Annotated in this window: 36 protein-coding genes; 34 read left to right on the forward strand and 2 right to left on the reverse strand. The window is 40.8% G+C overall.

All coding sequences use genetic code 11. The features are described 5' to 3' along the window. Window position 1 precedes the first annotated feature (1 nt). Window positions 2–673, reverse strand: a complete 672-nt coding sequence (gene sdaAB / locus AB2B47_RS06800) for an L-serine ammonia-lyase, iron-sulfur-dependent subunit beta (protein WP_320693936.1) — start codon at window positions 671–673, stop codon at window positions 2–4. A 240-nt stretch (window positions 674–913) separates the two neighbouring features. Here sdaAB and apf point away from each other — a divergent pair, with 240 nt between their 5' ends. Together apf and AB2B47_RS06810 are read left to right on the forward strand one after the other, a co-directional pair. Continuing rightward, entirely contained in the window at window positions 914–1,540 is a 627-nt protein-coding gene (apf, locus tag AB2B47_RS06805) for an aggregation-promoting factor (protein ID WP_320693937.1), read from the forward strand. 276 nt (window positions 1,541–1,816) lie between these two features. Next, window positions 1,817–2,014 (forward strand): hypothetical protein, encoded by a 198-nt coding sequence (locus tag AB2B47_RS06810; RefSeq protein ID WP_414170747.1) that lies wholly within the window; start codon window positions 1,817–1,819, stop codon window positions 2,012–2,014. Window positions 2,015–2,192: 178 nt separating this feature from the next. Here the strand turns inward: AB2B47_RS06810 and AB2B47_RS06815 are convergent, their stop codons facing one another. After that, the gene (locus tag AB2B47_RS06815) at window positions 2,193–2,996 is read right to left on the reverse strand and encodes a hypothetical protein (RefSeq protein ID WP_320693951.1); all 804 of its coding nucleotides are present in this window, start codon (window positions 2,994–2,996) and stop codon (window positions 2,193–2,195) included. Window positions 2,997–3,458: 462 nt separating this feature from the next. On the opposite strand from AB2B47_RS06815, the gene mnmA reads away from it, so the two are divergent. From mnmA to secY, 32 genes are all read left to right on the forward strand, one after another. After that, window positions 3,459–4,580 (forward strand): tRNA 2-thiouridine(34) synthase MnmA, encoded by a 1,122-nt coding sequence (mnmA, locus tag AB2B47_RS06820; RefSeq protein WP_320693952.1) that lies wholly within the window; start codon window positions 3,459–3,461, stop codon window positions 4,578–4,580. A gap of 139 nt (window positions 4,581–4,719) precedes the next feature. After that, window positions 4,720–5,175: an NUDIX hydrolase gene (locus AB2B47_RS06825; protein ID WP_006153380.1), complete on the forward strand. Its 456-nt coding sequence runs from the start codon at window positions 4,720–4,722 to the stop codon at window positions 5,173–5,175. 8 nt (window positions 5,176–5,183) lie between these two features. After that, window positions 5,184–5,615 (forward strand): NUDIX hydrolase, encoded by a 432-nt coding sequence (locus tag AB2B47_RS06830; protein WP_006153386.1) that lies wholly within the window; start codon window positions 5,184–5,186, stop codon window positions 5,613–5,615. Further along, entirely contained in the window at window positions 5,605–7,521 is a 1,917-nt protein-coding gene (gene mnmG, locus AB2B47_RS06835) for a tRNA uridine-5-carboxymethylaminomethyl(34) synthesis enzyme MnmG (RefSeq protein ID WP_263394150.1), read from the forward strand. Before AB2B47_RS06830 ends, mnmG begins: the two co-directional genes overlap by 11 nt. A gap of 86 nt (window positions 7,522–7,607) precedes the next feature. Then, window positions 7,608–7,742: a hypothetical protein gene (locus AB2B47_RS06840; protein ID WP_024054483.1), complete on the forward strand. Its 135-nt coding sequence runs from the start codon at window positions 7,608–7,610 to the stop codon at window positions 7,740–7,742. A gap of 44 nt (window positions 7,743–7,786) precedes the next feature. Further along, window positions 7,787–9,340: a hypothetical protein gene (locus AB2B47_RS06845; RefSeq protein ID WP_006153361.1), complete on the forward strand. Its 1,554-nt coding sequence runs from the start codon at window positions 7,787–7,789 to the stop codon at window positions 9,338–9,340. 125 nt (window positions 9,341–9,465) lie between these two features. Continuing rightward, the gene (nrdD, locus tag AB2B47_RS06850; protein ID WP_025170413.1) at window positions 9,466–11,673 is read left to right on the forward strand and encodes an anaerobic ribonucleoside-triphosphate reductase; all 2,208 of its coding nucleotides are present in this window, start codon (window positions 9,466–9,468) and stop codon (window positions 11,671–11,673) included. Window positions 11,674–11,684: 11 nt separating this feature from the next. Then, a complete protein-coding gene (locus AB2B47_RS06855; protein ID WP_006149022.1) occupies window positions 11,685–11,825 on the forward strand; it encodes a hypothetical protein in 141 nt (46 codons plus the stop codon). Window positions 11,826–11,863: 38 nt separating this feature from the next. Beyond that, window positions 11,864–12,364 carry a GNAT family N-acetyltransferase gene (locus AB2B47_RS06860; protein ID WP_006153410.1) on the forward strand — a complete coding sequence of 167 codons (501 nt, stop codon included), beginning with the start codon at window positions 11,864–11,866 and terminating at the stop codon, window positions 12,362–12,364. A gap of 5 nt (window positions 12,365–12,369) precedes the next feature. Further along, window positions 12,370–12,963, forward strand: coding sequence for an anaerobic ribonucleoside-triphosphate reductase activating protein (nrdG, locus tag AB2B47_RS06865; protein ID WP_006153407.1), 594 nt, complete (start codon window positions 12,370–12,372; stop codon window positions 12,961–12,963). 302 nt (window positions 12,964–13,265) lie between these two features. Next, window positions 13,266–13,574: a 30S ribosomal protein S10 gene (gene rpsJ, locus AB2B47_RS06870; RefSeq protein WP_001284511.1), complete on the forward strand. Its 309-nt coding sequence runs from the start codon at window positions 13,266–13,268 to the stop codon at window positions 13,572–13,574. 82 nt (window positions 13,575–13,656) lie between these two features. Then, window positions 13,657–14,283: a 50S ribosomal protein L3 gene (gene rplC / locus AB2B47_RS06875; protein WP_004251088.1), complete on the forward strand. Its 627-nt coding sequence runs from the start codon at window positions 13,657–13,659 to the stop codon at window positions 14,281–14,283. 24 nt (window positions 14,284–14,307) lie between these two features. Then, a complete protein-coding gene (gene rplD, locus AB2B47_RS06880) occupies window positions 14,308–14,931 on the forward strand; it encodes a 50S ribosomal protein L4 (protein WP_000024549.1) in 624 nt (207 codons plus the stop codon). Further along, window positions 14,931–15,227 carry a 50S ribosomal protein L23 gene (locus tag AB2B47_RS06885; protein WP_001055347.1) on the forward strand — a complete coding sequence of 99 codons (297 nt, stop codon included), beginning with the start codon at window positions 14,931–14,933 and terminating at the stop codon, window positions 15,225–15,227. Before rplD ends, AB2B47_RS06885 begins: the two co-directional genes overlap by 1 nt. 17 nt (window positions 15,228–15,244) lie before the next feature. Beyond that, the gene (rplB, locus tag AB2B47_RS06890) at window positions 15,245–16,078 is read left to right on the forward strand and encodes a 50S ribosomal protein L2 (RefSeq protein WP_000512910.1); all 834 of its coding nucleotides are present in this window, start codon (window positions 15,245–15,247) and stop codon (window positions 16,076–16,078) included. Between the two features lie 102 nt (window positions 16,079–16,180). Further along, entirely contained in the window at window positions 16,181–16,462 is a 282-nt protein-coding gene (gene rpsS, locus AB2B47_RS06895; RefSeq protein ID WP_000533766.1) for a 30S ribosomal protein S19, read from the forward strand. Between the two features lie 11 nt (window positions 16,463–16,473). Further along, complete coding sequence (rplV, locus tag AB2B47_RS06900) at window positions 16,474–16,818, forward strand: 50S ribosomal protein L22 (RefSeq protein ID WP_000818137.1); 345 nt, start codon at window positions 16,474–16,476, stop codon at window positions 16,816–16,818. Window positions 16,819–16,830: 12 nt separating this feature from the next. After that, a complete protein-coding gene (gene rpsC / locus AB2B47_RS06905; RefSeq protein ID WP_000529936.1) occupies window positions 16,831–17,484 on the forward strand; it encodes a 30S ribosomal protein S3 in 654 nt (217 codons plus the stop codon). Between the two features lie 3 nt (window positions 17,485–17,487). Continuing rightward, on the forward strand, window positions 17,488–17,901 hold the full coding sequence (gene rplP / locus AB2B47_RS06910; RefSeq protein WP_000960948.1) for a 50S ribosomal protein L16: 414 nt from the start codon (window positions 17,488–17,490) through the stop codon (window positions 17,899–17,901). Between the two features lie 9 nt (window positions 17,902–17,910). Next, window positions 17,911–18,117 (forward strand): 50S ribosomal protein L29, encoded by a 207-nt coding sequence (gene rpmC / locus AB2B47_RS06915; RefSeq protein WP_000772918.1) that lies wholly within the window; start codon window positions 17,911–17,913, stop codon window positions 18,115–18,117. Between the two features lie 24 nt (window positions 18,118–18,141). Further along, window positions 18,142–18,402, forward strand: coding sequence for a 30S ribosomal protein S17 (gene rpsQ / locus AB2B47_RS06920; RefSeq protein WP_000440801.1), 261 nt, complete (start codon window positions 18,142–18,144; stop codon window positions 18,400–18,402). Between the two features lie 25 nt (window positions 18,403–18,427). Next, window positions 18,428–18,796, forward strand: coding sequence for a 50S ribosomal protein L14 (gene rplN, locus AB2B47_RS06925; protein ID WP_002928796.1), 369 nt, complete (start codon window positions 18,428–18,430; stop codon window positions 18,794–18,796). A 177-nt stretch (window positions 18,797–18,973) separates the two neighbouring features. Continuing rightward, on the forward strand, window positions 18,974–19,279 hold the full coding sequence (rplX, locus tag AB2B47_RS06930) for a 50S ribosomal protein L24 (protein WP_000497691.1): 306 nt from the start codon (window positions 18,974–18,976) through the stop codon (window positions 19,277–19,279). Between the two features lie 23 nt (window positions 19,280–19,302). Continuing rightward, window positions 19,303–19,845: a 50S ribosomal protein L5 gene (rplE, locus tag AB2B47_RS06935; RefSeq protein ID WP_000013542.1), complete on the forward strand. Its 543-nt coding sequence runs from the start codon at window positions 19,303–19,305 to the stop codon at window positions 19,843–19,845. 17 nt (window positions 19,846–19,862) lie between these two features. After that, window positions 19,863–20,048, forward strand: a complete 186-nt coding sequence (locus AB2B47_RS06940) for a type Z 30S ribosomal protein S14 (RefSeq protein ID WP_001085699.1) — start codon at window positions 19,863–19,865, stop codon at window positions 20,046–20,048. A gap of 212 nt (window positions 20,049–20,260) precedes the next feature. Further along, window positions 20,261–20,659 (forward strand): 30S ribosomal protein S8, encoded by a 399-nt coding sequence (gene rpsH / locus AB2B47_RS06945; protein ID WP_004251095.1) that lies wholly within the window; start codon window positions 20,261–20,263, stop codon window positions 20,657–20,659. A gap of 188 nt (window positions 20,660–20,847) precedes the next feature. Further along, window positions 20,848–21,384, forward strand: coding sequence for a 50S ribosomal protein L6 (gene rplF, locus AB2B47_RS06950; protein WP_006153378.1), 537 nt, complete (start codon window positions 20,848–20,850; stop codon window positions 21,382–21,384). Between the two features lie 83 nt (window positions 21,385–21,467). Continuing rightward, on the forward strand, window positions 21,468–21,824 hold the full coding sequence (gene rplR / locus AB2B47_RS06955) for a 50S ribosomal protein L18 (RefSeq protein WP_004251098.1): 357 nt from the start codon (window positions 21,468–21,470) through the stop codon (window positions 21,822–21,824). Window positions 21,825–21,841: 17 nt separating this feature from the next. After that, window positions 21,842–22,336, forward strand: a complete 495-nt coding sequence (gene rpsE, locus AB2B47_RS06960; protein WP_004251100.1) for a 30S ribosomal protein S5 — start codon at window positions 21,842–21,844, stop codon at window positions 22,334–22,336. A 13-nt stretch (window positions 22,337–22,349) separates the two neighbouring features. Beyond that, window positions 22,350–22,532, forward strand: a complete 183-nt coding sequence (gene rpmD / locus AB2B47_RS06965; protein ID WP_000057241.1) for a 50S ribosomal protein L30 — start codon at window positions 22,350–22,352, stop codon at window positions 22,530–22,532. Between the two features lie 145 nt (window positions 22,533–22,677). Further along, a complete protein-coding gene (gene rplO / locus AB2B47_RS06970; RefSeq protein WP_004251104.1) occupies window positions 22,678–23,118 on the forward strand; it encodes a 50S ribosomal protein L15 in 441 nt (146 codons plus the stop codon). A gap of 12 nt (window positions 23,119–23,130) precedes the next feature. Continuing rightward, the gene (gene secY / locus AB2B47_RS06975; protein WP_320693938.1) at window positions 23,131–24,441 is read left to right on the forward strand and encodes a preprotein translocase subunit SecY; all 1,311 of its coding nucleotides are present in this window, start codon (window positions 23,131–23,133) and stop codon (window positions 24,439–24,441) included. The last annotated feature ends 155 nt before the right edge of the window (window positions 24,442–24,596 follow it).

The following is a 24,596-nucleotide window of genomic DNA, read 5'->3' on the forward strand; positions in this document are numbered from 1 at the left end:
CCTATTGAAAGAAATTGATATTGTGCAAATGAGGAATTTTTCGAATTTCTTCGATAGCTTCTTCACAGTTGCGACTATCAACTTCAATGATCATAATTGCTTTCTCGCCAGCTTTTTCTCGAGTTACATTCATTTGGGCGATGTTGATACCAAAGCGAGAAAGGGCTTCTGTCACATGAGCAATCATACCAGGAACATCTTGATGAACGATGATGATGGTAGGGGTGTTCATGTTGAGAGATACGGCAAAGCCATTTAATTCTGTTACCTGAATATTTCCACCGCCGATTGAAATTCCTGTTACGCTGATAGTCTTACGATCGTTCTTCACAGTGATTTTTGTGGTATTTGGGTGGGGAGCATTACTGTCTTTTTGGATGGTCCATACGATTTTAATGCCACGCTTGTGGGCGATTTCTAAACTATTTGGAATTTCAGGGTCATCCGTATCCATTCCCAAAATACCAGCTACAAGGGCAAGGTCTGTCCCGTGTCCACGATAGGTTTTTGCAAAAGAATTAAAAAGCTGGAACTCGACCTCAGTTGGTGTATCATCAAAAATTGATGAAACAATTTTCCCGATTCGAACAGCTCCTGCCGTGTGACTACTAGATGGTCCAATCATAACTGGTCCGATAATATCAAAGACAGATTGAAAACGAAGTGATTGCATCTGTTTCCCCTTAAAAAGATTCTTACTTCTATTATAGCAAAGATTAGATGTAAGTGCTTAATAACTCTCTGAAATATACAAAAAGATTAAAATGCTTTTATAACAAGGGTTTTGTAACAAAAAACGCTTTTTTCAGGTAAATAAATCACAGTCCTGTAACATTTCTACACAAATTCGTTAACAAATAGTAACATTAGAAAGGTATCATGGTAGTATAAGAAAAAAGGAGAACTTTTTTAAATGAAATTAAACATTAAATCTAAACTTGCAGGATTTGCAGTTGTACTTGCTTTCCTTGCACCATCACTTACTTTTGCACAAGAAACAAAAACTTATACAGTTAAACCTGGAGATACTCTTTCAGAAATTGCTGAGACTTACAACACAACAGTTGAAAAATTAGCTAAATTGAACAACATTAAAAATGTTGACCTTATCTTTATTGACCAAGTATTGGTTATTGATGGGGAAGCTCCAGTTGCCCAAACTACGACAACAGAAGCTCCTGTAGCAGAAGTTGAAGAAACTCCAGCAGTTGCTGAAACTGTTGTAGAAGAAACTACATATGAAGAAACTTACGAAGCTCCAGCTTCAGCACCTGCAGCAGCAGAAAGCTACTCAGCTCCAGCTGCAACTGTAAGCGGATCTGAAGCAGAAGCGAAAGAATGGATCGCTCAAAAAGAATCAGGCGGTAGCTACACAGCGACAAACGGACGTTACATCGGACGTTACCAATTGACAGATTCTTACTTGAATGGCGACTACTCAGCTGAAAATCAAGAACGTGTAGCAGACGCTTATGTTGCAGGACGTTATGGTTCATGGACAGCTGCTAAGAACTTCTGGCTTAACAACGGTTGGTACTAAGAAGATATAGAAAAGAAAGTCTCAATGACTTTCTTTTTTGTTTACAAAGATATCAACTTCTCGCTCTAGTTCTGTTAGTAAGTGTTCATCTTTTACTAGCTTAGCTAAGGAGAGTCCATTTTGTATCAACTGAGTATCATTAGTACAAATGCCTATACGAATATAGGAAAACGTAAGTGTGTCATACTGTCTGCTTATTTTTGCTTTCTCCAAGAGAGTGTAGCAAAGCTGTTTGCAAAGCAACTTATCACCATTGTAAAGATAAAGAGTTGAGAGATTCAGCAACAACATCATATTTTGTCATTTTTATTATATCTAAACATGTCTACTAGTCCAATAATTGGACTAGTGATTGGACATACTGAAATAGATCCAATAAATTCTATTATTATAGCTCTTGGTACGATATGGGCATTAATTTTGATATTTTCAAGGGTGTATAGAAAATATTTTTATAGAGACGAAGATGACTAAAGTTTTTATCAATAATTGGCTCCATAATATCTATAGGGAATTAACCTGCTACCAATATCATAGAGCCCTAAAAAAGAGCCGTTTAAGGCTCTTTTTGTGTGTTTGCATTTGATGAGAGATCATTATAAACATTGGTGTTGAGGGCTTACAAGTTTATGGGATTTCGCCATCTAGATTATTAGTTAGACGAACTGGTTGTAACGCTATTAGACTCTGATTGAGAACCGGAAGAATCAGCAGTTTGACCTCCTGTATTAGCGTTATTATCTCCTCCACTACTAGTACTACCAGATGAAGACTGCTCAGCTGCAGGTGCTTGGGAATTAGATATGCTTCCATTTGTTTCTGGATAGCTTTGAATATAGCTACTATCTTCTGAACGGCTGGCTTCTATTCCGGCATCTCTAGTAGTCGTTTCTGTTTGGGTAGTTTTTTCTTCTTCTTTTTTGGTCAAGACTTCAACTTGTTTTTGGAATTTAGAGATTAGTTCTTGAATTGGTTTTATCTTTTCTTCAAGAGCAACTTGGTCGCTGGCAGAATTAATGTTTTTAATGATGTCTATTATTTTTTGCAAGGAAGTGATGGCTGTCTCAAGTGTTTGTTTATCTTGAAACTGGCTATCAGAATCCTTTATATCTAATTTCAAAGCTTTTTCACTATAATGATTTGTGACTTTATCGGCAGTAGAAGCGAGAAAGTCTGCTAATGTCTTTTTGCCTTCATCAGTAGTTGGTTTTAATTCTTGAATTTTTTTCCAATCTTCTATAATGGTTTCAGAATCAATATTGAAGTCTTTAATGGCGTTTTTTACTTGTTCGACATCTTGTTGATTTTTTTGTTGTTTGATGAGAGCAACATTCCCTCTCTCTGCTTGGATTTTTTCTTGATGGAGGACTAAGCCTGTCAAAAGTCCAATACCTGCAATAAGTGTAATAATAAAAATAGTATTTTTTGATTTTAGAATATCTTTGTAGTTGTTCACATTAGTTCTACGCACATGGATGATGGTGTATATATGGAATCATGTGCGCATTTCTCCTTATTAAAGTATATCATTTTTAGTTGATTTTAAAAATAAGTTTTTAAAGAGAATAGAGATTTAGGAATGAATTGATTTCTTTTGTATCCTATCTTCATGTATTGACAGAAGAGGTTGATAGTTTGTCAGCATCTTCCTTGTCTTCTCTAACCAAGCATGTTATAATGAAAACTGCTCAAACGACCTTCAATCGTAGTAGCAAACACGACCTTCAATCGTGAACTAGTCATTTCGTTTATCTTTTATTACGTCGTTAACTCGTCTTGCCTAACTCAAGTTATGCCTGCGACTCGTTGCCTAGTCCTAAAAGCAAACGAAAAGACTATACTCAAAGAAATTCTATTGAAAGTCATAATAAATAGAATTTTGAAGGGTATGAATAAACGAATAGATGGGAGAACTACCATGAGTGATAACTCTAAAACACGTGTTGTCGTGGGGATGAGTGGTGGTGTTGATTCGTCGGTGACGGCTCTCTTGCTCAAGGAGCAGGGCTACGATGTGATCGGTATCTTCATGAAGAACTGGGACGACACAGATGAAAACGGCGTCTGTACGGCGACCGAAGATTACAAGGATGTGGCTGCGGTAGCAGACCAACTTGGCATTCCTTACTACTCTGTAAATTTTGAAAAAGAGTACTGGGACCGCGTTTTTGAGTACTTCCTAGCGGAATACAGTGCAGGACGCACGCCAAATCCAGATGTTATGTGTAACAAGGAAATCAAGTTCAAGGCCTTTTTGGACTATGCTATGACCTTGGGTGCAGACTATGTAGCGACTGGGCACTATGCCCGAGTGGCGCGTGATGAGGACGGCATCGTTCACATGCTTCGTGGCGTGGACAATGGCAAAGACCAGACCTATTTCCTCAGTCAACTTTCGCAAGAACAATTACAAAAGACTATGTTCCCATTGGGACATTTGGAAAAGCCTGAAGTTCGCAGACTAGCAGAAGAAGCAGGCCTTGCGACTGCTAAGAAGAAAGATTCAACAGGGATTTGCTTTATCGGAGAAAAGAACTTTAAAGAATTTCTCAGCAACTACTTACCAGCTCAGCCTGGCCGAATGATGACTGTGGATGGTCGCGATATGGGTGAGCATGCTGGTCTGATGTACTATACGATCGGTCAGCGTGGCGGACTCGGGATCGGTGGACAACACGGCGGTGACAATGCTCCTTGGTTTGTTGTCGGTAAAGATTTGAGCCAGAACATTCTCTATGTAGGCCAAGGCTTCTACCATGATTCGCTCATGTCAACTAGCTTAGAAGCCAGTCATGTCCACTTTACTCGTGACATGCCAGAGGAATTTACGCTCGAATGTACGGCTAAATTCCGCTACCGTCAGCCTGACTCTAAGGTGACCGTCCATGTCAAAGGAGACAAGGCAGAGGTCATCTTTGCGGAGCCACAACGCGCCATTACACCTGGACAGGCAGTTGTCTTTTACGACGGTGAAGAGTGTCTCGGTGGTGGTTTGATTGATAATGCCTACCGTGATGGACAGGTTTGTCAGTACATATAGATTGACAAATGTTCTCAATTTGCTACAATAATAAAAGCAATAGAAATGATGGTCAAAGCTCATGGATGTTGCAGGCTTTTTTGTCCTGCACTTCTTACGAGTTTTGACTGTTTTTGTGTCGTTTAAAGGAAAGGACAAAATGACTCAACAAGACTTTCGGACAAAAGTGGGAAATACGGTTTTTGGTGTAAGAGCGACAGCTTTGATTCTTCAAAATGGCAAGCTCCTAGTCACCAAAGATAAGGGCAAGTATTACACTATTGGCGGTGCGATTCAAGTCAATGAAAGCACGGAAGATGCGGTAGTCCGTGAAGTGAGGGAAGAACTGGGTGTCAGAGCTCAAGCTGGGCAGCTAGCTTTTGTGGTTGAAAATCGTTTTGAACAGGACGGTGTTTCCTATCACAACATCGAGTTTCATTATCTGGTTGATCTACTTGAGGATGCACCGTTGACCATGCAGGAAGATGAAAAAACGCAGCCTTGTGAGTGGATTGATTTGGATAAACTCCAAAATTTCCAACTAGTTCCAGCCTTTTTAAAAACAGCTTTGCCAGTTTGGGACGGGCGACTAAGACACATTCATCTTGAAGAATAGGAGAGAAAATGATGGTTAAGCTTATTGCCCATGTGCTTGTTCATAGTGGTGGTGCTTTTTTGCTCATTCAGCGTTCGGAAATTAAAAGAGGACAACCCAACGTTTATCCAACTTACTGGGATATTCCTGGTGGCGGGGTTGAAAAGGGTGAACTTCCGCGAGATGGAGCTCTTAGAGAATGTGTTGAAGAAGCGGGAGTTAGGCTAGATAGAGGTTCGCTCAAGCTTCTTCACGAAGATAGTCAACTGGATACCTCTAAGGATACCGTCTTTACTCGCTTAGTTTATAAAGCAGAGTGGGTTGGGGAGAAGCCAATTATCAGATTAGATCCTGAAGAGCATACACACTTTAAATGGGTTACTATGGCTCAAGCTCTAGAGGAGGAGAAGTTAGTTCCTTATTTACGAGAAATTTTTGAAAGGTTAAGAAATGACTTATAATTTTACGGAAGAATACGATATTATTGTAATCGGTGCGGGACATGCGGGGGTCGAAGCTTCACTAGCAGCCAGCCGTATGGGTTGTAAGGTCTTGCTTGCGACCATCAACATTGAAATGTTGGCTTTCATGCCATGTAATCCGTCTATTGGTGGTTCTGCCAAGGGGATTGTCGTGCGTGAAGTGGATGCCCTTGGTGGCGAAATGGCTAAGACCATTGACAAGAGTTACATCCAGATGAAGATGCTCAACACTGGGAAGGGACCAGCTGTCCGTGCCCTTCGTGCGCAGGCTGATAAGGAGCTTTACTCTAAGGAAATGCGCAAGACGGTTGAAAATCAAGAAAATCTAACCCTTCGTCAAACCATGATTGATGAGATTTTAGTGGAAGATGGCAAGGTTGTCGGTGTTCGTACAGCGACCCATCAAGAGTATGCTGCCAAGGCTGTTATCGTGACCACAGGGACAGCCCTCCGTGGGGAAATCATTATCGGAGATCTCAAGTATTCATCAGGTCCAAACCACAGTCTGGCTTCTATTAACCTAGCTGATAATCTCAAGGAACTTGGACTTGAAATCGGTCGTTTCAAAACAGGAACGCCTCCACGTGTCAAGGCTTCCTCTATCAACTATGATGTGACAGAGATTCAGCCAGGAGATGAAACACCAAATCACTTCTCTTACACTTCACGTGATGAAGATTATGTCAAAGATCAAGTGCCGTGCTGGTTGACCTATACCAATGGTACCAGCCATGAGATTATCCAAAATAACCTCCACCGTGCGCCTATGTTTACAGGTGTAGTTAAGGGAGTAGGGCCTCGTTACTGTCCGTCAATTGAGGACAAGATTGTGCGCTTTGCGGACAAGGAACGACACCAACTCTTCCTTGAGCCAGAAGGACGAAACACAGAAGAAGTTTATGTCCAGGGACTTTCAACTAGCCTTCCTGAGGATGTCCAGCGTGATCTGGTTCATTCCATCAAAGGTTTGGAAAATGCAGAGATGATGCGAACTGGTTATGCTATTGAGTATGACATGGTTTTGCCTCATCAGTTGCGTGCAACTCTGGAAACCAAGAAAATCTCAGGACTTTTCACTGCTGGCCAGACAAATGGAACGTCTGGATATGAAGAAGCTGCTGGTCAAGGGATTATCGCGGGTATCAACGCAGCGCTGAAAATCCAAGGCAAGCCTGAGTTAATTTTGAAGCGCAGTGACGGCTATATCGGGGTTATGATTGATGACTTGGTGACCAAGGGAACCATTGAACCTTACCGTCTCTTGACCAGTCGTGCTGAATACCGACTCATCCTCCGTCATGACAATGCCGATATGCGTTTGACTGAGATGGGGCGCGAGATTGGGCTTGTTGACGATGAACGTTGGGCTCGTTTTGAAATCAAGAAAAATCAATTTGAAAATGAAATGAAGCGTTTAGACAGTATCAAACTCAAGCCAGTCAAGGAAACAAATGCTAAGGTTGAGGAGATGGGCTTCAAGCCATTGACAGATGCGGTGACAGCCAAGGAATTCCTTCGTCGCCCAGAAGTCTCTTACCAAGATGTGGTGGCCTTCATTGGACCTGCTGCTGAAGAGTTAGATGACAAGATTATCGAATTGATTGAAACAGAAATCAAGTACGAAGGCTATATCTCAAAAGCTATGGATCAGGTTGCCAAGATGAAACGCATGGAAGAAAAACGGATTCCAGCCAACATCGACTGGGATGATATTGACTCTATCGCGACAGAAGCTCGCCAGAAGTTTAAGCTCATCAATCCAGAAACCATCGGCCAAGCTAGCCGTATTTCAGGTGTAAATCCAGCAGATATTTCCATTCTGATGGTGTATTTAGAAGGTAAAAATCGAAGCATTTCTAAAAACTTAGAAAAGAAAGCTGACTAAAAATAAAAAGCTGAATTCTCTATTGAGAATTCAGTTTTTTTAGTTTTTTCTTCATTTTTCGAATTAAGAGAAAAGGAGAAATGACTATGCTGACAGTAGAAGAAAAAAATTTTTTAGACCGCTATAAAAGAGTTTCATATCATCGTTTTTATGAGATTGAACGCTTTGTTACCTTGTCTGAAAAGTTGAGTGAACGTCCGCCAAAGGCTGACAAGAACTAGACTTTTTGATATACTAGAACAAATTAAAATATAGGAGAGAGCGAATGAACGTATATGGCAGATTAGAAGACGAACCAACTCCAACTTGGATGGGAAGTCAGGATGCTCCAGTAGAAAATGAGGAGCAACTCGAGGTTGAAACTCGTCAGCCTGCCCGCTTACCATTTTTGAATATCCTCATTTTGAGTACTCTAGTGGTCCTTGTGTCCGTAATTTTACCCTTCTTCTTAGGGTTAATAAGTCCGGAGCAGTCTCAGGATTTTTATATTGGATGGGCTATGCATCAGAGCGGAGATATCTACACAGATTATTTTGGAACTAGTGGTCTCCTCTATTACTTTTTACAGTATTTAACCAAGGGCAGTATTTTGTTTGCTGTTTTTAATTGGTTGGCCTTAGTAGGCGCGGGATTCTTTCTTTTCCGCTCGGCTTACAATCTGACGGAACAAAACAAGCAATCGCAACAAGTGTTGACGGTCTTTTATGTCCTAGCTAGTGCTCTTAGTTTTGGTGGAGGCTATGCAACTATTCTAGCCCTCCCATTCTTGTTCTATGCCTTAAGTTTAGTAACATCTTATTTGGCAGAACCAAGTCATGACAAAGGATTTATCCGTATTGGAGTTAGTTTGGCTCTAGCATTTTTCTTTGCGCCCTTGGTCACAGCTTTGTATGGATTTGTCTTGTTTTTTGCTCTAACAGCTTTTAATGTTGGTCGCAATAAGTTGAATCATGGTCTCTATCAATTTTTTGCAGCGGGCCTTGGTTTTTCAATCTTCTTTTATCCAATTGGATACTACACAGCTTATAAAGGCAGTTTCGGAAATGCCATTAGTCAAATCCTTTATCCATTAGATAGTTTAAACTTTACGTCTAACTCGGGATTACTCGACAATATCCTCTTTTATGGATTGTTAGCAATTGCTCTTGGAGTATTGACGCTAGCATTTACAGGTCTCTTCCAATCTAAACCATTGAAACAGTCAGTCTTATCAATCTCTGCTTCAATAGCTGTCATTTTGGTATTGGTTTTAGAGATTTTTTCTACAGATCTTATCCATGGTAGTCGTATGATTGAGTTCCTTCCTTTCTTATCGCTTCTTTTGCTGACACGAATTCCTACAGAGAAGCCAGAAGGAGCGAATCGCCGTAGACGATCTAGAGAAGAAACTTCGGTATGGGGAGCTTTTGTAAAAGGAAATGCCTATCTACCAATTTTAGCTCTTGCTTACCTATTTTTAGCTCCTCTAGTATCACGATATTTGCTCCATACTGCACAATATCAAGAACGAACTAGTATTGAAGCTAAGGTTAAAGGGGAAACGCAGGCTACAGATCGTATCTATGTTTGGGATGATCAGACAAGTAGTTATAAGGCAAGTGAACGCTTGGCTGCTAGTCAGTTGTTATCACCGAGATTGCATACAGGACTTGCTGAAAATCGTACCAAGCTTGTAAATGATCTACGAGATAATCAACCAAAGATGATTGTAGTAAATACAAAAACAACCCTATGGGCAGAAGTTGAGCAGCTTTTAGCTGAAAATTATCAAGCGGTTCAAAGTGAATTCAAAGACTTTAAACTCTACAAATTAAAATAAAAATTATCAATATCTTGTGTAATTTTAAAAAATTTTTATTTTTTGACACAAGATATTGATTTTTATTTTTTTAGTGATATAATACTTTTTAGAATCAATATTATATTTAAGAAAAGGGTATGGATATGATTGTACTGGAAGAGAAGGCTGTCCCTGATCCGACTTTATTCGTCGAAAAGCGTGACGGCAGACGTGTAATTTTTGATGTAGACAAGATTGACAAAGCGCTTCATAAGGCTGCTGAAAAAGTTATGGATGTAACCCCTTTAGTCGAAAAGCGACTTAGTACCCTAGTTGAACGTATCGTTGAAGAAATTCATAGCCGTTTCCCACAAGGTGTAAAAATCTATGAAATCCAAAATATCGTAGAACACGAATTGTTGGAAGCTAAAGAATACGCCTTGGCCGAGGAATATATCACCTATCGGACTCAAAGGGATTTTGAGCGCTCAAAAGCGACAGACATCAACTTTAGTATTCATAAACTTCTCAATAAAGATCAGGCGGTTGTCAATGAGAATGCCAATAAGGATAGTGATGTTTTTAATACCCAGCGTGATTTGACGGCAGGGATTGTTGGGAAATCCATCGGACTTCAAATGCTTCCTAAACATGTGGCTAATGCCCATCAAAAAGGGGATATCCACTATCATGATTTGGACTACAGTCCCTATACCCCTATGACCAACTGCTGTTTGATTGATTTCAAGGGCATGCTGGAAAATGGTTTTAAGATTGGAAATGCTGAGGTAGAGAGTCCCAAGTCTATCCAAACTGCGACAGCACAGATTTCACAAATCATCGCCAACGTTGCATCAAGTCAGTATGGAGGCTGTTCAGCAGACCGTATCGATGAGGTCTTGGCTCCATATGCAGAGAAGAATTATCAAAAGCATCTCAAGGATGCAGAGGAATGGGTTTTGCCTGACAAGCGCCAAGAATATGCCTGGAAGAAAACCCAAAAAGACATCTACGATGCCATGCAATCTCTAGAGTACGAGATTAATACCCTCTTTACATCAAATGGGCAAACGCCATTTACCTCTCTTGGTTTCGGTCTAGGAACCAGTCGTTTTGAACGTGAAATTCAAAAGGCAATCCTGAACATTCGTATCAAGGGGCTTGGTTCAGAACGCCGTACAGCCATCTTCCCTAAACTCATCTTTACTCTTAAAAGAGGTCTTAACTTAGAGGAAGGCTCACCTAACTACGACATCAAGCAGTTGGCTCTTGAGTGTGCAACTAAGCGCATGTACCCGGATGTCTTGTCTTATGATAAGATCGTCGAGTTGACTGGTTCTTTCAAAGTTCCGATGGGATGCCGTTCATTCCTTCAAGGATGGAAGGATGAAAATGGAGTAGAAGTCAATTCGGGCCGTATGAACCTAGGAGTTGTGACAGTCAATCTTCCTCGTATCGCTCTTGAGTCTGAAGGAGACATGAACAAGTTCTGGGAAATCTTCAACGAGCGCATGAACATCGCGGAAGATGCCTTGGTTTACCGTGTGGAAAGAACCAAGGAAGCCACTCCAGCTAATGCTCCAATTCTTTATCAATATGGAGCCTTCGGACGTCGTCTTGGAAAAGAAGAAAGTGTTGATCAACTCTTTAAGAATCGTCGTGCAACTATTTCTCTGGGCTATATTGGCTTGTACGAGGTAGCGACAGTCTTCTTTGGTAATCATTGGGAAAATAATCCAGAAGCCAAAGAGTTCACCCTTGATATTATTCGCGATATGAAACGTCGAGTAGAAGAATGGTCTGACCAATATGGTTACCATTTCTCTATCTATTCAACGCCGTCTGAAAGTTTGACAGACCGTTTCTGTCGCTTGGATACGGAGAAATTCGGCTCTATTCCAGACATTACTGATAAAGAATACTACACAAATTCCTTCCATTATGATGTCCGCAAAAATCCAACACCTTTTGAAAAATTGGACTTTGAGAAAGTCTACCCAGAAGCGGGTGCATCTGGTGGCTTTATCCACTACTGCGAGTACCCAGTTCTCCAACAAAATCCAAAGGCTTTGGAAGCTGTTTGGGATTATGCTTATGACCGCGTAGGTTATCTCGGAACCAATACTCCGATTGACCGTTGCTACAAGTGTGATTTTGAAGGAGATTTTGAACCGACAGAGAGAGGATTTGCTTGTCCTAACTGTGGAAATAACGATCCTAAAACAGTAGACGTGGTTAAACGAACCTGTGGTTATCTTGGGAATCCACAAGCTCGTCCGATGGTTAATGGGCGTCATAAGGAAATTGCTGCGCGTGTCAAACATATGAACGGTTCTACTATTAAAACGGCAGGACATGAAGTAAGAAATTAGAAAGAAATAGCATGGGAAAATATCAATTAGATGATAAAGGCAAAGCCTTGGTTCAACGGTTCCACGAAAAACATTCAAAGGGTGGAAGTAGCAAAAAAGACCGAGTGGCTAGCCTTAGAGAACAGTTTTTAAACAAAAATAAGAAAAAGTGAGAGTTACCTCTCGCTTTTCTTATAGCGGGGAGGAGAATATGGAATTACGCAGACCAAGATTGGCAGATAAAGAAACAGTTTTAGAGATGATGGCAGAGTTTGAAAAGAGCCAATCAGCCCACGATGGCGGATTTTGGAATGCTGAGAATTTTGTTTATGAAGAGTGGTTGGAGACAAATATGCAAAAAGAAATGGGAATAAATTTGCCTGAAAATCGTGTTCCATCTATTCAATTTGTATCATTTGATGATGTAGGTAGTGCTCTAGGATTTTTGAATCTGCGATTGAGACTGAATGAGGGGTTGCTGAATTATGCTGGTCATATTGGCTACTCCATTCGTCCATCTGAAAGAGGCAAGGGCTACGCCAAAGAATCCCTCCGACAAGGTCTACAAGTTGCTAAGGGAAAGAATATTAAACGAGCTTTGGTGACTTGTAGCACAGAAAACCCAGCAAGTCGAGCTGTTATCTTAGCTAATGGTGGGGAGTTGGAGGATGTTCGAAACGGAACGGAGCGCTATTGGATAGACTTGGAGTAAAAAGCATGACATGGAATACACCAAAACCAGGCGATTGGAAGAGTGAAGAACTCAGTCAGGGGCGCATCATTGACTATAAGGCTTTTAACTTTGTCGATGGAGAGGGAGTGCGCAACTCCCTTTATGTGGCCGGCTGCATGTTTCACTGTGAGGGCTGTTACAACGTAGCGACCTGGTCCTTTAACGCAGGCATACCTTATACCTCAGAGTTGGAAGAGCAAATCATGGCAGACCTAGCCCAACCCTATGTTCAAGGCTTGACTTTATTAGGAGGAGAACCCTTCCTAAATACAGGAATCCTCTTGCCTCTCGTGAAACGTATACGTAAAGAATTGCCAGAAAAAGATATTTGGTCTTGGACAGGATACACATGGGAAGAGATGATGTTGGAGACACCTGATAAACTGGAGCTCTTGTCACTGATTGATATCTTGGTTGATGGAAGGTACGATAAAAGCAAGCGTAATCTCATGCTTCAATTCCGTGGCTCTTCCAATCAACGAATTATCGATGTGCAAAAATCCTTCAAAAGTGGGCAAGTGATGATTTGGGACAAGCTTAATGACGGAAAAGAAAGCTATGAACAGGTGAAGAGATAATAAAAAAACAATTGCAGAAACTGTATCTATTATATAGAAGAAAAAATAAAAATTTGCTCTTCATTTATGCTTTTTTGAGCTAAGGAGCGATAAGAAAACAGTTTCATTCGAAAAATTAAAAAAATCCTGTCAAATCCCTTGCAATCGCAGGGGCTTTGTGTTATTCTATTATGGTGCTGTAAATTACAGCCTTAGCTTTGATGCGAGAGGTTGCGACACGCTCGGTTGCATTGCCACGCAACGCGCGTCGGTTTTCTTGTGGAGCTAGCCTATTATCTTAAATAGACGAAAAGGAGAAAAAGATGGCAAACAAAAAAATCCGTATCCGTTTGAAAGCTTACGAACACCGTACGCTTGACACAGCGGCTGCTAAAATCGTAGAATCAGCTACTCGCACAGGTGCAGAAGTTGCAGGTCCAATCCCACTTCCAACTGAACGTAGCCTCTACACAATTATTCGTGCGACTCACAAATATAAAGACTCTCGCGAACAATTCGAAATGCGTACACACAAACGTTTGATCGACATCATCAACCCAACTCAAAAAACAGTTGACGCTTTGATGAAATTGGATCTTCCAAGTGGTGTAAACGTAGAAATCAAACTTTAATCTAAAGTTTGAAACCTTGAGCATAAAAAACGCTCGTTAAAAACTTTTTGAATAAAAAATATAGAAAAGGAACTATTTTCTCATGACAAAAGGAATCTTAGGGAAAAAAGTGGGAATGACTCAAATCTTCACTGAAGCTGGCGAATTGATCCCTGTAACAGTTATCGAAGCAACTCCAAACGTTGTTCTTCAAGTTAAAACTGTTGAAACAGATGGTTACAACGCTATCCAAGTTGGTTTCGATGACAAACGCGAAGTATTGAGCAACAAACCTGCTAAAGGACATGTAGCAAAAGCTAACACGGCTCCTAAGCGCTTCATTCGTGAATTCAAAAACGTTGAAGGCTTGGAAGTTGGTGCTGAAATCACAGTTGAAACTTTCGCAGCTGGAGACATTGTTGATGTAACTGGTACTTCTAAAGGTAAAGGTTTCCAAGGTGTTATCAAACGCCACGGACAATCACGTGGACCTATGGCTCACGGTTCTCGTTACCACCGTCGTCCAGGTTCTATGGGACCTGTTGCACCTAACCGCGTATTCAAAGGTAAAAACCTTGCAGGACGTATGGGTGGCGACCGTGTAACAATTCAAAACCTTGAAGTTGTACAAGTTGTTCCAGAAAAGAACGTTATCCTTATCAAAGGTAACGTACCAGGTGCTAAGAAATCTCTTATCACTATCAAGTCAGCAGTTAAAGCTGGTAAATAATAAGGAAAGGGGAATACAGTCAAAATGGCAAATGTAACATTATTCGACCAAACTGGTAAACAAGCGGGCGAAGTTGTTCTTAACGATGCAATCTTTGGTATCGAACCAAACCAATCTGTTGTGTTTGATGTGATCATCAGCCAACGTGCTAGCCTTCGTCAAGGAACTCACGCAGTTAAAAACCGCTCAGCTGTTTCAGGTGGTGGACGCAAACCATGGCGTCAAAAAGGAACTGGACGTGCCCGTCAAGGTTCTATCCGCTCTCCACAATGGCGTGGTGGTGGAATCGTCTTCGGACCAACTCCACGTAGCTATGCGTACAAACTTCCTCAAAAAGTTCGTCGCCTTGCGCTTAAATCTGTTTACTCAGAAAAAGTTGCTGAAAACAAATTTGTAGCCGTTGATTCTCTTGAATTTACAGCTCCAAAAACTGCTGAATTTGCAAAAGTTCTTGCAGCTTTGAGCATCGATTCTAAAGTCCTTGTTATTCTTGAAGAAGGAAACGAATTCGCAGCTCTCTCAGCTCGTAACCTTCCAAACGTGAAAGTTGCGACTGCTACAACTGCAAGTGTTCTTGACATCGCAAATAGTGACAAACTTCTTGTTACTCAAGCAGCTATCTCTAAAATCGAGGAGGTTCTTGCATAATGAATTTGTATGATGTTATCAAAAAACCTGTTATCACTGAAAGCTCAATGGCTCAACTTGAAGCAGGGAAATATGTATTTGAAGTTGACACTCGTGCACACAAACTTTTGATCAAGCAAGCTGTTGAAGCTGCTTTCGAAGGTGTTAAAGTTGCAAATGTTAACACAATCAACGTAAAACCTAAAGCTAAACGTGTTGGACGTTACACTGGTTTTACTAACAAAACTAAAAAAGCTATCATCACTCTTACAGCTGATTCAAAAGCAATCGAGTTGTTTGCAGCTGAAGCTGAATAATCTAAGGAGGAAATATCGTGGGAATTCGTGTTTATAAACCAACAACAAACGGTCGCCGTAATATGACTTCTTTGGATTTCGCTGAAATCACAACAAGCACTCCTGAAAAATCATTGCTTGTTGCATTGAAGAGCAAGGCTGGTCGTAACAACAACGGTCGTATCACAGTTCGTCACCAAGGTGGTGGGCACAAACGTTTCTACCGTTTGGTTGACTTTAAACGTAACAAAGACAACGTTGAAGCAGTTGTTAAAACTATCGAGTACGATCCAAACCGTTCTGCAAACATCGCTCTTGTACACTACACTGACGGTGTGAAAGCATACATCATCGCTCCAAAAGGTCTTGAAGTAGGTCAACGTATCGTTTCAGGTCCAGAAGCAGATATCAAAGTCGGAAACGCTCTTCCACTTGCTAACATCCCAGTTGGTACTTTGATCCACAACATCGAATTGAAACCAGGTCGTGGTGGAGAATTGGTACGTGCTGCTGGAGCTTCTGCTCAAGTATTGGGTCAAGAAGGTAAATACGTTCTTGTTCGTCTTCAATCAGGTGAAGTTCGTATGATTCTTGGAACTTGTCGTGCAACAGTTGGTGTTGTCGGAAACGAACAACATGGGCTTGTAAACCTTGGTAAAGCAGGACGTAGCCGTTGGAAAGGTATCCGCCCAACAGTTCGTGGTTCTGTAATGAACCCTAACGATCACCCACACGGTGGTGGTGAAGGTAAAGCACCAGTTGGTCGTAAAGCACCATCAACTCCATGGGGCAAACCTGCTCTTGGTCTTAAAACTCGTAACAAGAAAGCGAAATCTGACAAACTTATCGTTCGTCGTCGCAACGAGAAATAATTTAAAATTAGTCGCTTAAGCGCTAGATAATCCGCCAGCTCGGTAGCGCTCGTTGAGAGCGCAAGCCGCTGTGGTACTATATTTAAAGGAGAAAATATAAAAATGGGACGCAGTCTTAAAAAAGGACCTTTCGTCGATGAGCATTTGATGAAAAAAGTTGAAGCTCAAGCTAACGACGAAAAGAAAAAAGTTATCAAAACTTGGTCACGTCGTTCAACGATCTTCCCAAGTTTCATTGGTTACACTATCGCAGTTTATGATGGACGTAAACACGTACCTGTTTACATCCAAGAAGACATGGTAGGTCACAAGCTTGGTGAATTTGCACCAACTCGTACTTACAAAGGTCACGCCGCAGACGACAAGAAGACACGTAGAAAATAAGGAGAACATAAATGGCAGAAATTACTTCAGCTAAAGCAATGGCTCGCACAGTACGTGTTTCACCTCGTAAATCACGTCTTGTTCTTGACAACATCCGTGGTAAAAGCGTAGCCGATGCAATCGCAATTTTGACATTCACTCCAAACAAAGCTGCTGAAATCATCTTGAAAGTTTTGAACTCAGCTGTAGCTAACGCTGAAAACAACTTTGGTTTGGATAAAGCTAACTTGGTAGTATCTGAAGCATTCGCAAACGAAGGACCAACTATGAAACGTTTCCGTCCACGTGCGAAAGGTTCAGCTTCGCCAATCAACAAACGTACAGCTCACATCACTGTAGCTGTTGCAGAAAAATAAGGAGGTAAAATCGTGGGTCAAAAAGTACATCCAATTGGTATGCGTGTCGGCATCATCCGTGATTGGGATGCCAAATGGTATGCTGAAAAAGAATACGCGGATTACCTTCATGAAGATCTTGCAATCCGTAAATTCGTTCAAAAAGAACTTGCTGACGCAGCAGTTTCAACTATTGAAATTGAACGCGCAGTAAACAAAGTTAACGTTTCACTTCACACTGCTAAACCAGGTATGGTTATCGGTAAAGGTGGTGCTAACGTTGATGCACTCCGTGCAAAACTTAACAAATTGACTGGTAAACAAGTACACATCAACATCATCGAAATCAAACAACCTGATTTGGATGCTCACCTTGTTGGTGAAGGTATTGCTCGTCAATTGGAGCAACGTGTTGCTTTCCGTCGTGCACAAAAACAAGCAATCCAACGTGCTATGCGTGCTGGAGCTAAAGGAATTAAAACTCAAGTATCAGGTCGTTTGAACGGTGCAGATATCGCCCGTGCTGAAGGATACTCTGAAGGAACTGTTCCACTTCACACACTTCGTGCAGATATCGATTACGCTTGGGAAGAAGCAGACACTACATACGGTAAACTTGGTGTTAAAGTATGGATCTACCGTGGTGAAGTTCTTCCAGCTCGTAAAAACACTAAAGGAGGTAAATAACCAATGTTAGTACCTAAACGTGTTAAACACCGTCGTGAATTCCGTGGTAAAATGCGCGGTGAAGCTAAAGGTGGGAAAGAAGTAGCATTCGGTGAATACGGTCTTCAAGCTACAACTAGCCACTGGATCACTAACCGCCAAATCGAGGCTGCTCGTATCGCCATGACTCGTTACATGAAACGTGGTGGTAAAGTTTGGATTAAAATCTTCCCACACAAATCATACACAGCTAAAGCTATCGGGGTTCGTATGGGATCTGGTAAAGGGGCACCTGAAGGTTGGGTAGCACCAGTTAAACGTGGTAAAGTAATGTTTGAAGTTGCTGGTGTATCTGAAGAGATCGCTCGCGAAGCGCTTCGTCTTGCAAGCCACAAATTGCCAGTTAAATGTAAATTCGTAAAACGTGAAGCGGAATAAGGAGAAGGCATGAAACTTAATGAAGTAAAAGAATTTGTTAAAGAACTTCGTGGTCTTTCTCAAGAAGAACTCGCGAAGCGCGAAAACGAATTGAAAAAAGAATTGTTTGAACTTCGCTTCCAAGCTGCTACTGGTCAATTAGAACAAACAGCTCGCTTGAAAGAAGTTAAAAAACAAATCGCTCGTATCAAAACAGTTCAATCTGAAGCGAAATAATAGACTAGGGAAGGAGAAATTTCAATGGAACGCAATAATCGTAAAGTTCTTGTTGGACGTGTTGTATCTGACAAAATGGACAAGACAATCACAGTTGTAGTTGAAACAAAACGTAACCACCCAGTCTATGGTAAACGTATTAACTACTCTAAAAAATACAAAGCACATGATGAAAACAATGTTGCCAAAGAAGGCGATATCGTACGTATCATGGAAACTCGCCCGCTTTCAGCTACAAAACGCTTCCGTCTTGTAGAAGTTGTTGAAGAAGCGGTCATCATCTAATCAAACCTGAAAGGAGAAAACTGAAATGATTCAAACAGAAACTCGTTTGAAAGTCGCAGACAACAGCGGTGCTCGCGAAATCTTGACTATCAAAGTTCTTGGTGGTTCAGGACGTAAATTTGCAAACATCGGTGATGTTATTGTGGCATCTGTAAAACAAGCTACTCCTGGTGGTGCGGTTAAAAAAGGTGACGTTGTTAAAGCAGTTATCGTTCGTACTAAATCAGGTGCTCGTCGTGCTGATGGTTCATACATCAAATTTGACGAAAACGCAGCAGTTATCATCCGTGACGACAAAACTCCTCGCGGAACACGTATCTTTGGCCCTGTTGCACGTGAATTGCGTGAAGGTGGCTTCATGAAGATCGTGTCACTTGCTCCAGAAGTACTTTAATTGATTGCTCAAATAAAATTAAAACAAGTCTAGGAAGTAAGACGAAAGCATAACTTAAGTTAGGTGAGTTGAAACTGACGAAGGATTGCTTTAATTTTTACAGAGCAAAAACAAACAAACACAGTCCCCTGGCTTAGCCAGGGTGCCCATTGGGCGTAAGAATAAAAGGAGAAAAAAATGTTTGTAAAAAAAGGCGACAAAGTTCGCGTAATTGCTGGTAAAGATAAGGGAACAGAAGCTGTTGTCCTTACTGCCCTTCCAAAAGTAAACAAAGTTATCGTTGAAGGTGTTAACATTGTTAAGAAACACCAACGTCCAACTAACGAACTTCCTCAAGGTGGTATCATCGAGAAGGAAGCAGCTATCCACGTATCAAACGTTCAAGTTTTGGACAAAAATGGTGTAGCTGGTCGTGTTGGTTACAAATTTGTAGACGGTAAAAAAGTTCGCTACAACAAAAAATCAGGCGAAGTGCTTGATTAATCACGAAGGAAAGGAGAAGTATAATGGCAAATCGTTTAAAAGAAAAATATCTTAATGAAGTAGTTCCTGCTTTGACAGAACAATTTAACTACTCATCAGTGATGGCTGTTCCTAAAGTGGATAAGATCGTTTTGAACATGGGTGTTGGTGAAGCAGTATCAAACGCTAAAAGCCTTGAAAAAGCTGCTGAAGAATTGGCGCTTATCTCAGGTCAAAAACCACTTATCACTAAAGCTAAAAAATCTATCGCCGGCTTCCGTCTTCGTGAAGGTGTTGCGATCGGTGCAAAAGTTACCCTTCGTGGTGAACGTATGTACGAATTCTTGGATAAATTGGTTTCAGTATCACTTCCACGTGTACGTGACTTCCACGGTGTTCCAACAAAATCATTTGACGGACGCGGAAACTACACACTTGGTGTGAAAGAGCAATTGATTTTCCCAGAAATCAACTTTGATGACGTTGACAAAACTCGTGGTCTTGACATCGTTATCGTTACTACTGCTAACACTGACGAAGAGTCACGTGCATTGCTTACAGGCCTTGGAATGCCTTTTGCAAAATAATATAGGAGGTATAACTAATGGCTAAAAAATCTATGATTGCTAAGAACAAACGCCCAGCGAAGTTCTCTACTCAAGCATACACTCGCTGTGAACGTTGTGGACGTCCACACTCAGTTTACCGCAAGTTTAAACTTTGCCGTGTTTGCTTCCGTGAATTGGCATATAAAGGTCAAATCCCTGGTGTAACAAAAGCATCTTGGTAATATCATGATACAAAGAGCGCAACAACCCTAGCAAAAATAGGAGATTTGGTGCAGGAGCGGTGCTCCAAGACAAATCTATCTTTTTTGCCCAGGTTGTAGCTCGTGTTCAAATGAGATTATCTTGTTTGAATGTGTCAATACTATCTGAGCCCAGCTCAATCATTAACTAGCAAGTGCAACTTGCAAACTACTAGTAAGAGGAGAAAAATAAAATGGTTATGACTGACCCAATCGCAGACTTCCTAACTCGTATTCGTAACGCTAACCAAGCAAAACACGAAGTACTTGAAGTACCTGCATCAAACATCAAAAAAGGGATTGCTGAAATCCTTAAACGCGAAGGTTTTGTTAAGAACGTAGAAATCATTGAAGATGACAAACAAGGCATCATCCGTGTATTCCTTAAATACGGAGCAAACGGTGAACGAGTTATCACTAACTTGAAACGCGTTTCTAAACCAGGACTTCGTGTCTACAAAAAACGTGAAGATCTTCCAAAAGTACTTAACGGTCTTGGAATTGCTATCCTTTCAACTTCAGAAGGTTTGCTTACTGATAAAGAAGCTCGCCAAAAGAATGTTGGTGGTGAGGTTATCGCTTACGTTTGGTAATATTTAGCTCCCAATTTCTTTGTGACTCTTCGTTATCGTCTCTAGCCTAACCAAAAGTTATGCCTGCGAGACGATGCCTAGATTCACTTTGAAATTGAAATCTAAATATTCCTTTAAATCGAGAAATCGATTTAACCCCGTGAAAACTGGCCTTCAAAGGCCTGACAATTTAACAGGAGAATAAAAACATGTCACGTATTGGTAATAAAGTTATCGTGTTGCCTGCTGGTGTTGAACTCACTAACAATGACAACGTAGTAACTGTAAAAGGACCTAAGGGAGAACTTACTCGTGAGTTCTCAAAAGATATTGAAATCCGTGTGGAAGGTACTGAAGTAACTCTTCACCGTCCAAACGATTCAAAAGAAATGAAAACAATCCACGGAACTACTCGTGCCCTTTTGAACAACATGGTTATTGGTGTTTCAGAAGGATTCAAGAAACAACTTGAAATGCGTGGGGTTGGTTACCGTGCACAACTTCAAGGAAACAAACTTGTCTTGGCTGTTGGTAAATCACATCCAGACGAAGTTGAAGCTCCAGAAGGAATTACTTTTGAACTTCCAAACCCAACGACTATCGTTATCAGCGGAATTTCAAAAGAAGTAGTTGGTCAAACAGCTGCTTACGTACGTAGCCTTCGTTCACCAGAACCATATAAAGGTAAAGGTATCCGTTACGTTGGCGAATATGTTCGTCTTAAAGAAGGTAAAACTGGTAAATAATGTTGAGTGGTTGAATGTCAACCACCAACCTCATTACCAACTTTGTGCATAGCACACGATTTAAAATTAAAGAGGTGAAAACTGTGATTTCTAAACCAGATAAAAACAAACTCCGCCAAAAACGCCACCGTCGCGTTCGCGGAAAACTCTCTGGAACTGCTGATCGCCCACGTTTGAACGTATTCCGTTCTAATACAGGCATCTACGCTCAAGTGATTGATGACGTAGCGGGTGTAACGCTCGCAAGTGCTTCAACTCTTGACAAAGAAGTTTCAAAAGGAACTAAAACTGAACAAGCCGTTGCTGTCGGTAAACTCGTTGCAGAACGTGCAAGTGCTAAAGGTATTTCAGAAGTGGTGTTCGACCGCGGTGGATATCTATATCACGGACGTGTGAAAGCTTTGGCTGATGCAGCTCGTGAAAACGGATTGAAATTCTAATAGGAGGACACTAGAAAATGGCATTTAAAGACAATGCAGTAGAACTTGAAGAACGCGTAGTTGCTGTTAACCGTGTTACAAAAGTTGTTAAAGGTGGACGTCGTCTTCGTTTCGCAGCTCTTGTAGTTGTTGGTGACCGCAATGGTCGTGTAGGATTTGGTACTGGTAAAGCTCAAGAAGTTCCAGAAGCAATCCGCAAAGCAGTAGAAGATGCTAAGAAAAACTTGATCGAAGTTCCTATGGTTGGAACAACAATCCCACATGAAGTTCTTTCAGAATTCGGTGGAGCTAAAGTATTGTTGAAACCAGCTGTAGAAGGTTCTGGAGTTGCCGCAGGTGGTGCAGTTCGTGCCGTTGTGGAATTGGCAGGTGTTGCTGATATTACATCTAAATCACTTGGCTCTAACACTCCAATCAACATTGTTCGTGCAACTGTTGAAGGTTTGAAACAATTGAAACGCGCTGAAGAAGTTGCTGCCCTTCGTGGTATTTCAGTTTCTGATTTGGCATAAGAAAGGGGATAAAATGGCTCAAATTAAAATTACTTTGACTAAGTCTCCAATCGGACGCATTCCATCACAACGTAAAACTGTTGTAGCACTTGGACTTGGCAAATTGAACAGCTCTGTTATTAAAGAAGATAACGCTGCTATCCGTGGTATGATCACTGCAGTATCTCACTTGGTAACAGTTGAAGAAGTAAACTAATAAAATTTTAGGGGATGTGCATAAGACCATCCCCTAAAACTAGATATAGTCATCTTAGATGACTCAGTATAGGCGAGTTGATAGGAGAGACAACCTTTTCTCTCTTATCGGCGCTAGCATTTTACAAAAGAGGAGAAAATATATAATGAAACTTCATGAATTGAAACCTGCAGAAGGTTCTCGTAAAACTCGTAACCGTGTTGGTCGTGGTACTTCATCAGGTAACGGTAAAACATCTGGTCGTGGTCAAAAAGGTCAAAAAGCTCGTAGCGGTGGCGGAGTACGCCTTGGTTTTGAAGGTGGACAAACTCCATTGTTCCGTCGTCTTCCAAAACGTGGATTTACTAACATCAACGCTAAAGAGTATGCGATTGTTAACCTTGACCAATTGAACGCCTTTGATGATGGTGCTGAAGTAACTCCAGTGGTACTTGTAGAATCAGGAATTGTTAAATCTGAAAAATCAGGTATCAAGATTCTTGGTAACGGTGAGTTGACTAAGAAGTTGACTGTTAAAGCTGCTAAATTCTCTAAATCAGCTGAAGAAGCTATCACTGCTAAAGGTGGTTCAGTTGAAGTCATCTAAGTGAGGTGACCTATGTTTTTTAAATTATTGAGAGAAGCACTCAAAGTTAAGCAGGTTCGATCAAAGATTTTATTCACAATTTTTATCGTATTTGTTTTTCGTATTGGTACTAGTATCACTGTACCGTGGGTAAATGCAAATAGCTTGAACGTTTTGAGTGGACTATCCTTCTTGAATATGTTGAGCTTGGTGTCAGGGAATGCCATGAAAAACTTTTCAGTTTTTGCTCTTGGAGTTAGCCCTTACATTACAGCCTCTATCGTCGTCCAACTCTTGCAAATGGATTTATTACCAAAGTTTGTGGAGTGGGGCAAACAAGGGGAAGTTGGTCGTAGAAAGTTAAACCAAGCAACTCGATACATTGCACTAGTGCTTGCATTTGTTCAATCAGTCGGTATTACTGCTGGTTTTAACGCTCTGTCTGGAGCTAAACTTTTGACTGTACCACTTACACCACAAGTTTTCCTTGTGATTGGAGGAATCTTAACAGCAGGAAGCATGATTGTAACCTGGTTGGGAGAGCAAATCACAGATAAGGGATATGGTAATGGTGTTTCAATGATTATCTTTGCAGGGATTGTCGCTTCAATTCCTGACATGATTAAAGGCATTTATGTAGATTATTTTGTCAATGTACCAAGTAGTCGTTTGACATCGTCTCTCATTTTTGTCGCTATTTTAATCATCGCTGTTTTGTTGATTGTTTACTTTACAACTTATGTTGAACAAGCTAAATATAAAATTCCAATTCAGTATACAAAGATAGCCCAAGGTGCACCATCAAGTTCCTATCTTCCTTTGAAAATTAACCCTGCTGGGGTTATTCCTGTTATCTTTGCTAGCTCCATTACAGCAGCACCAGCTGCAATCTTACAATTTGTAAGTGCGTCTGGTCTTAATTGGGAGTGGGTTAAAACAGCTCAAGAGTTGGTATCTACTTCAACTCCGACAGGTGTTGCTTTGTATGCTCTGTTGATTATTCTCTTTACATTCTTCTATACATTTGTACAGATCAATCCAGAGAAAGCAGCAGAAAATTTACAAAAGAGTGGAGCTTACATCCATGGAGTCCGTCCTGGTAAAGGGACTGAAGAATATATGTCAAAACTTCTTCGTCGTCTCGCAACAGTCGGATCAATCTTCCTAGGTGTGATTTCTATTCTACCTATTGTAGCTAAAGATTTATTTGGTCTTTCAGAAGTTGTCGCTTTTGGGGGAACAAGTTTGCTAATCATTATCTCTACAGGTATCGAAGGAATTAAACAATTGGAAGGTTATCTATTGAAACGTAAGTATGTTGGTTTCTTAGATACAACAGAATAATTGTAATAGAAAATAAAATTCACTATTGCTCAGAGAGTGGAGTGTAAAAATCAAAGACATTGTCAGATTTTTATCTCCTCTCTTCTATTTTGTTTTTAAATAGGAGTTGAAATGAATTTTTGCTTCTATTTAAATACAAAAAAGGAGTTTGAATC

It is taken from the genome of Streptococcus wuxiensis, from assembly GCF_040888245.1.
GTDB classification, from domain to species: domain Bacteria; phylum Bacillota; class Bacilli; order Lactobacillales; family Streptococcaceae; genus Streptococcus; species Streptococcus wuxiensis.

Coding starts and splice junctions, on each gene's coding strand:
- sdaAB (WP_320693936.1), bottom strand. CDS start 673: ATGCAATCACTTCGTTTTCAATCTGTCTTTGATATTATCGGACCAGTT.
- apf (WP_320693937.1), top strand. CDS start 914: ATGAAATTAAACATTAAATCTAAACTTGCAGGATTTGCAGTTGTACTT.
- mnmA (WP_320693952.1), top strand. CDS start 3,459: ATGAGTGATAACTCTAAAACACGTGTTGTCGTGGGGATGAGTGGTGGT.
- AB2B47_RS06825 (WP_006153380.1), top strand. CDS start 4,720: ATGACTCAACAAGACTTTCGGACAAAAGTGGGAAATACGGTTTTTGGT.
- AB2B47_RS06830 (WP_006153386.1), top strand. CDS start 5,184: ATGATGGTTAAGCTTATTGCCCATGTGCTTGTTCATAGTGGTGGTGCT.
- mnmG (WP_263394150.1), top strand. CDS start 5,605: ATGACTTATAATTTTACGGAAGAATACGATATTATTGTAATCGGTGCG.
- AB2B47_RS06840 (WP_024054483.1), top strand. CDS start 7,608: ATGCTGACAGTAGAAGAAAAAAATTTTTTAGACCGCTATAAAAGAGTT.
- AB2B47_RS06845 (WP_006153361.1), top strand. CDS start 7,787: ATGAACGTATATGGCAGATTAGAAGACGAACCAACTCCAACTTGGATG.
- nrdD (WP_025170413.1), top strand. CDS start 9,466: ATGATTGTACTGGAAGAGAAGGCTGTCCCTGATCCGACTTTATTCGTC.
- AB2B47_RS06855 (WP_006149022.1), top strand. CDS start 11,685: ATGGGAAAATATCAATTAGATGATAAAGGCAAAGCCTTGGTTCAACGG.
- AB2B47_RS06860 (WP_006153410.1), top strand. CDS start 11,864: ATGGAATTACGCAGACCAAGATTGGCAGATAAAGAAACAGTTTTAGAG.
- nrdG (WP_006153407.1), top strand. CDS start 12,370: ATGACATGGAATACACCAAAACCAGGCGATTGGAAGAGTGAAGAACTC.
- rpsJ (WP_001284511.1), top strand. CDS start 13,266: ATGGCAAACAAAAAAATCCGTATCCGTTTGAAAGCTTACGAACACCGT.
- rplC (WP_004251088.1), top strand. CDS start 13,657: ATGACAAAAGGAATCTTAGGGAAAAAAGTGGGAATGACTCAAATCTTC.
- rplD (WP_000024549.1), top strand. CDS start 14,308: ATGGCAAATGTAACATTATTCGACCAAACTGGTAAACAAGCGGGCGAA.
- AB2B47_RS06885 (WP_001055347.1), top strand. CDS start 14,931: ATGAATTTGTATGATGTTATCAAAAAACCTGTTATCACTGAAAGCTCA.
- rpsS (WP_000533766.1), top strand. CDS start 16,181: ATGGGACGCAGTCTTAAAAAAGGACCTTTCGTCGATGAGCATTTGATG.
- rplV (WP_000818137.1), top strand. CDS start 16,474: ATGGCAGAAATTACTTCAGCTAAAGCAATGGCTCGCACAGTACGTGTT.
- rplP (WP_000960948.1), top strand. CDS start 17,488: ATGTTAGTACCTAAACGTGTTAAACACCGTCGTGAATTCCGTGGTAAA.
- rpmC (WP_000772918.1), top strand. CDS start 17,911: ATGAAACTTAATGAAGTAAAAGAATTTGTTAAAGAACTTCGTGGTCTT.
- rpsQ (WP_000440801.1), top strand. CDS start 18,142: ATGGAACGCAATAATCGTAAAGTTCTTGTTGGACGTGTTGTATCTGAC.
- rplN (WP_002928796.1), top strand. CDS start 18,428: ATGATTCAAACAGAAACTCGTTTGAAAGTCGCAGACAACAGCGGTGCT.
- rplX (WP_000497691.1), top strand. CDS start 18,974: ATGTTTGTAAAAAAAGGCGACAAAGTTCGCGTAATTGCTGGTAAAGAT.
- rplE (WP_000013542.1), top strand. CDS start 19,303: ATGGCAAATCGTTTAAAAGAAAAATATCTTAATGAAGTAGTTCCTGCT.
- AB2B47_RS06940 (WP_001085699.1), top strand. CDS start 19,863: ATGGCTAAAAAATCTATGATTGCTAAGAACAAACGCCCAGCGAAGTTC.
- rpsH (WP_004251095.1), top strand. CDS start 20,261: ATGGTTATGACTGACCCAATCGCAGACTTCCTAACTCGTATTCGTAAC.
- rplF (WP_006153378.1), top strand. CDS start 20,848: ATGTCACGTATTGGTAATAAAGTTATCGTGTTGCCTGCTGGTGTTGAA.
- rpsE (WP_004251100.1), top strand. CDS start 21,842: ATGGCATTTAAAGACAATGCAGTAGAACTTGAAGAACGCGTAGTTGCT.
- rpmD (WP_000057241.1), top strand. CDS start 22,350: ATGGCTCAAATTAAAATTACTTTGACTAAGTCTCCAATCGGACGCATT.
- rplO (WP_004251104.1), top strand. CDS start 22,678: ATGAAACTTCATGAATTGAAACCTGCAGAAGGTTCTCGTAAAACTCGT.
- secY (WP_320693938.1), top strand. CDS start 23,131: ATGTTTTTTAAATTATTGAGAGAAGCACTCAAAGTTAAGCAGGTTCGA.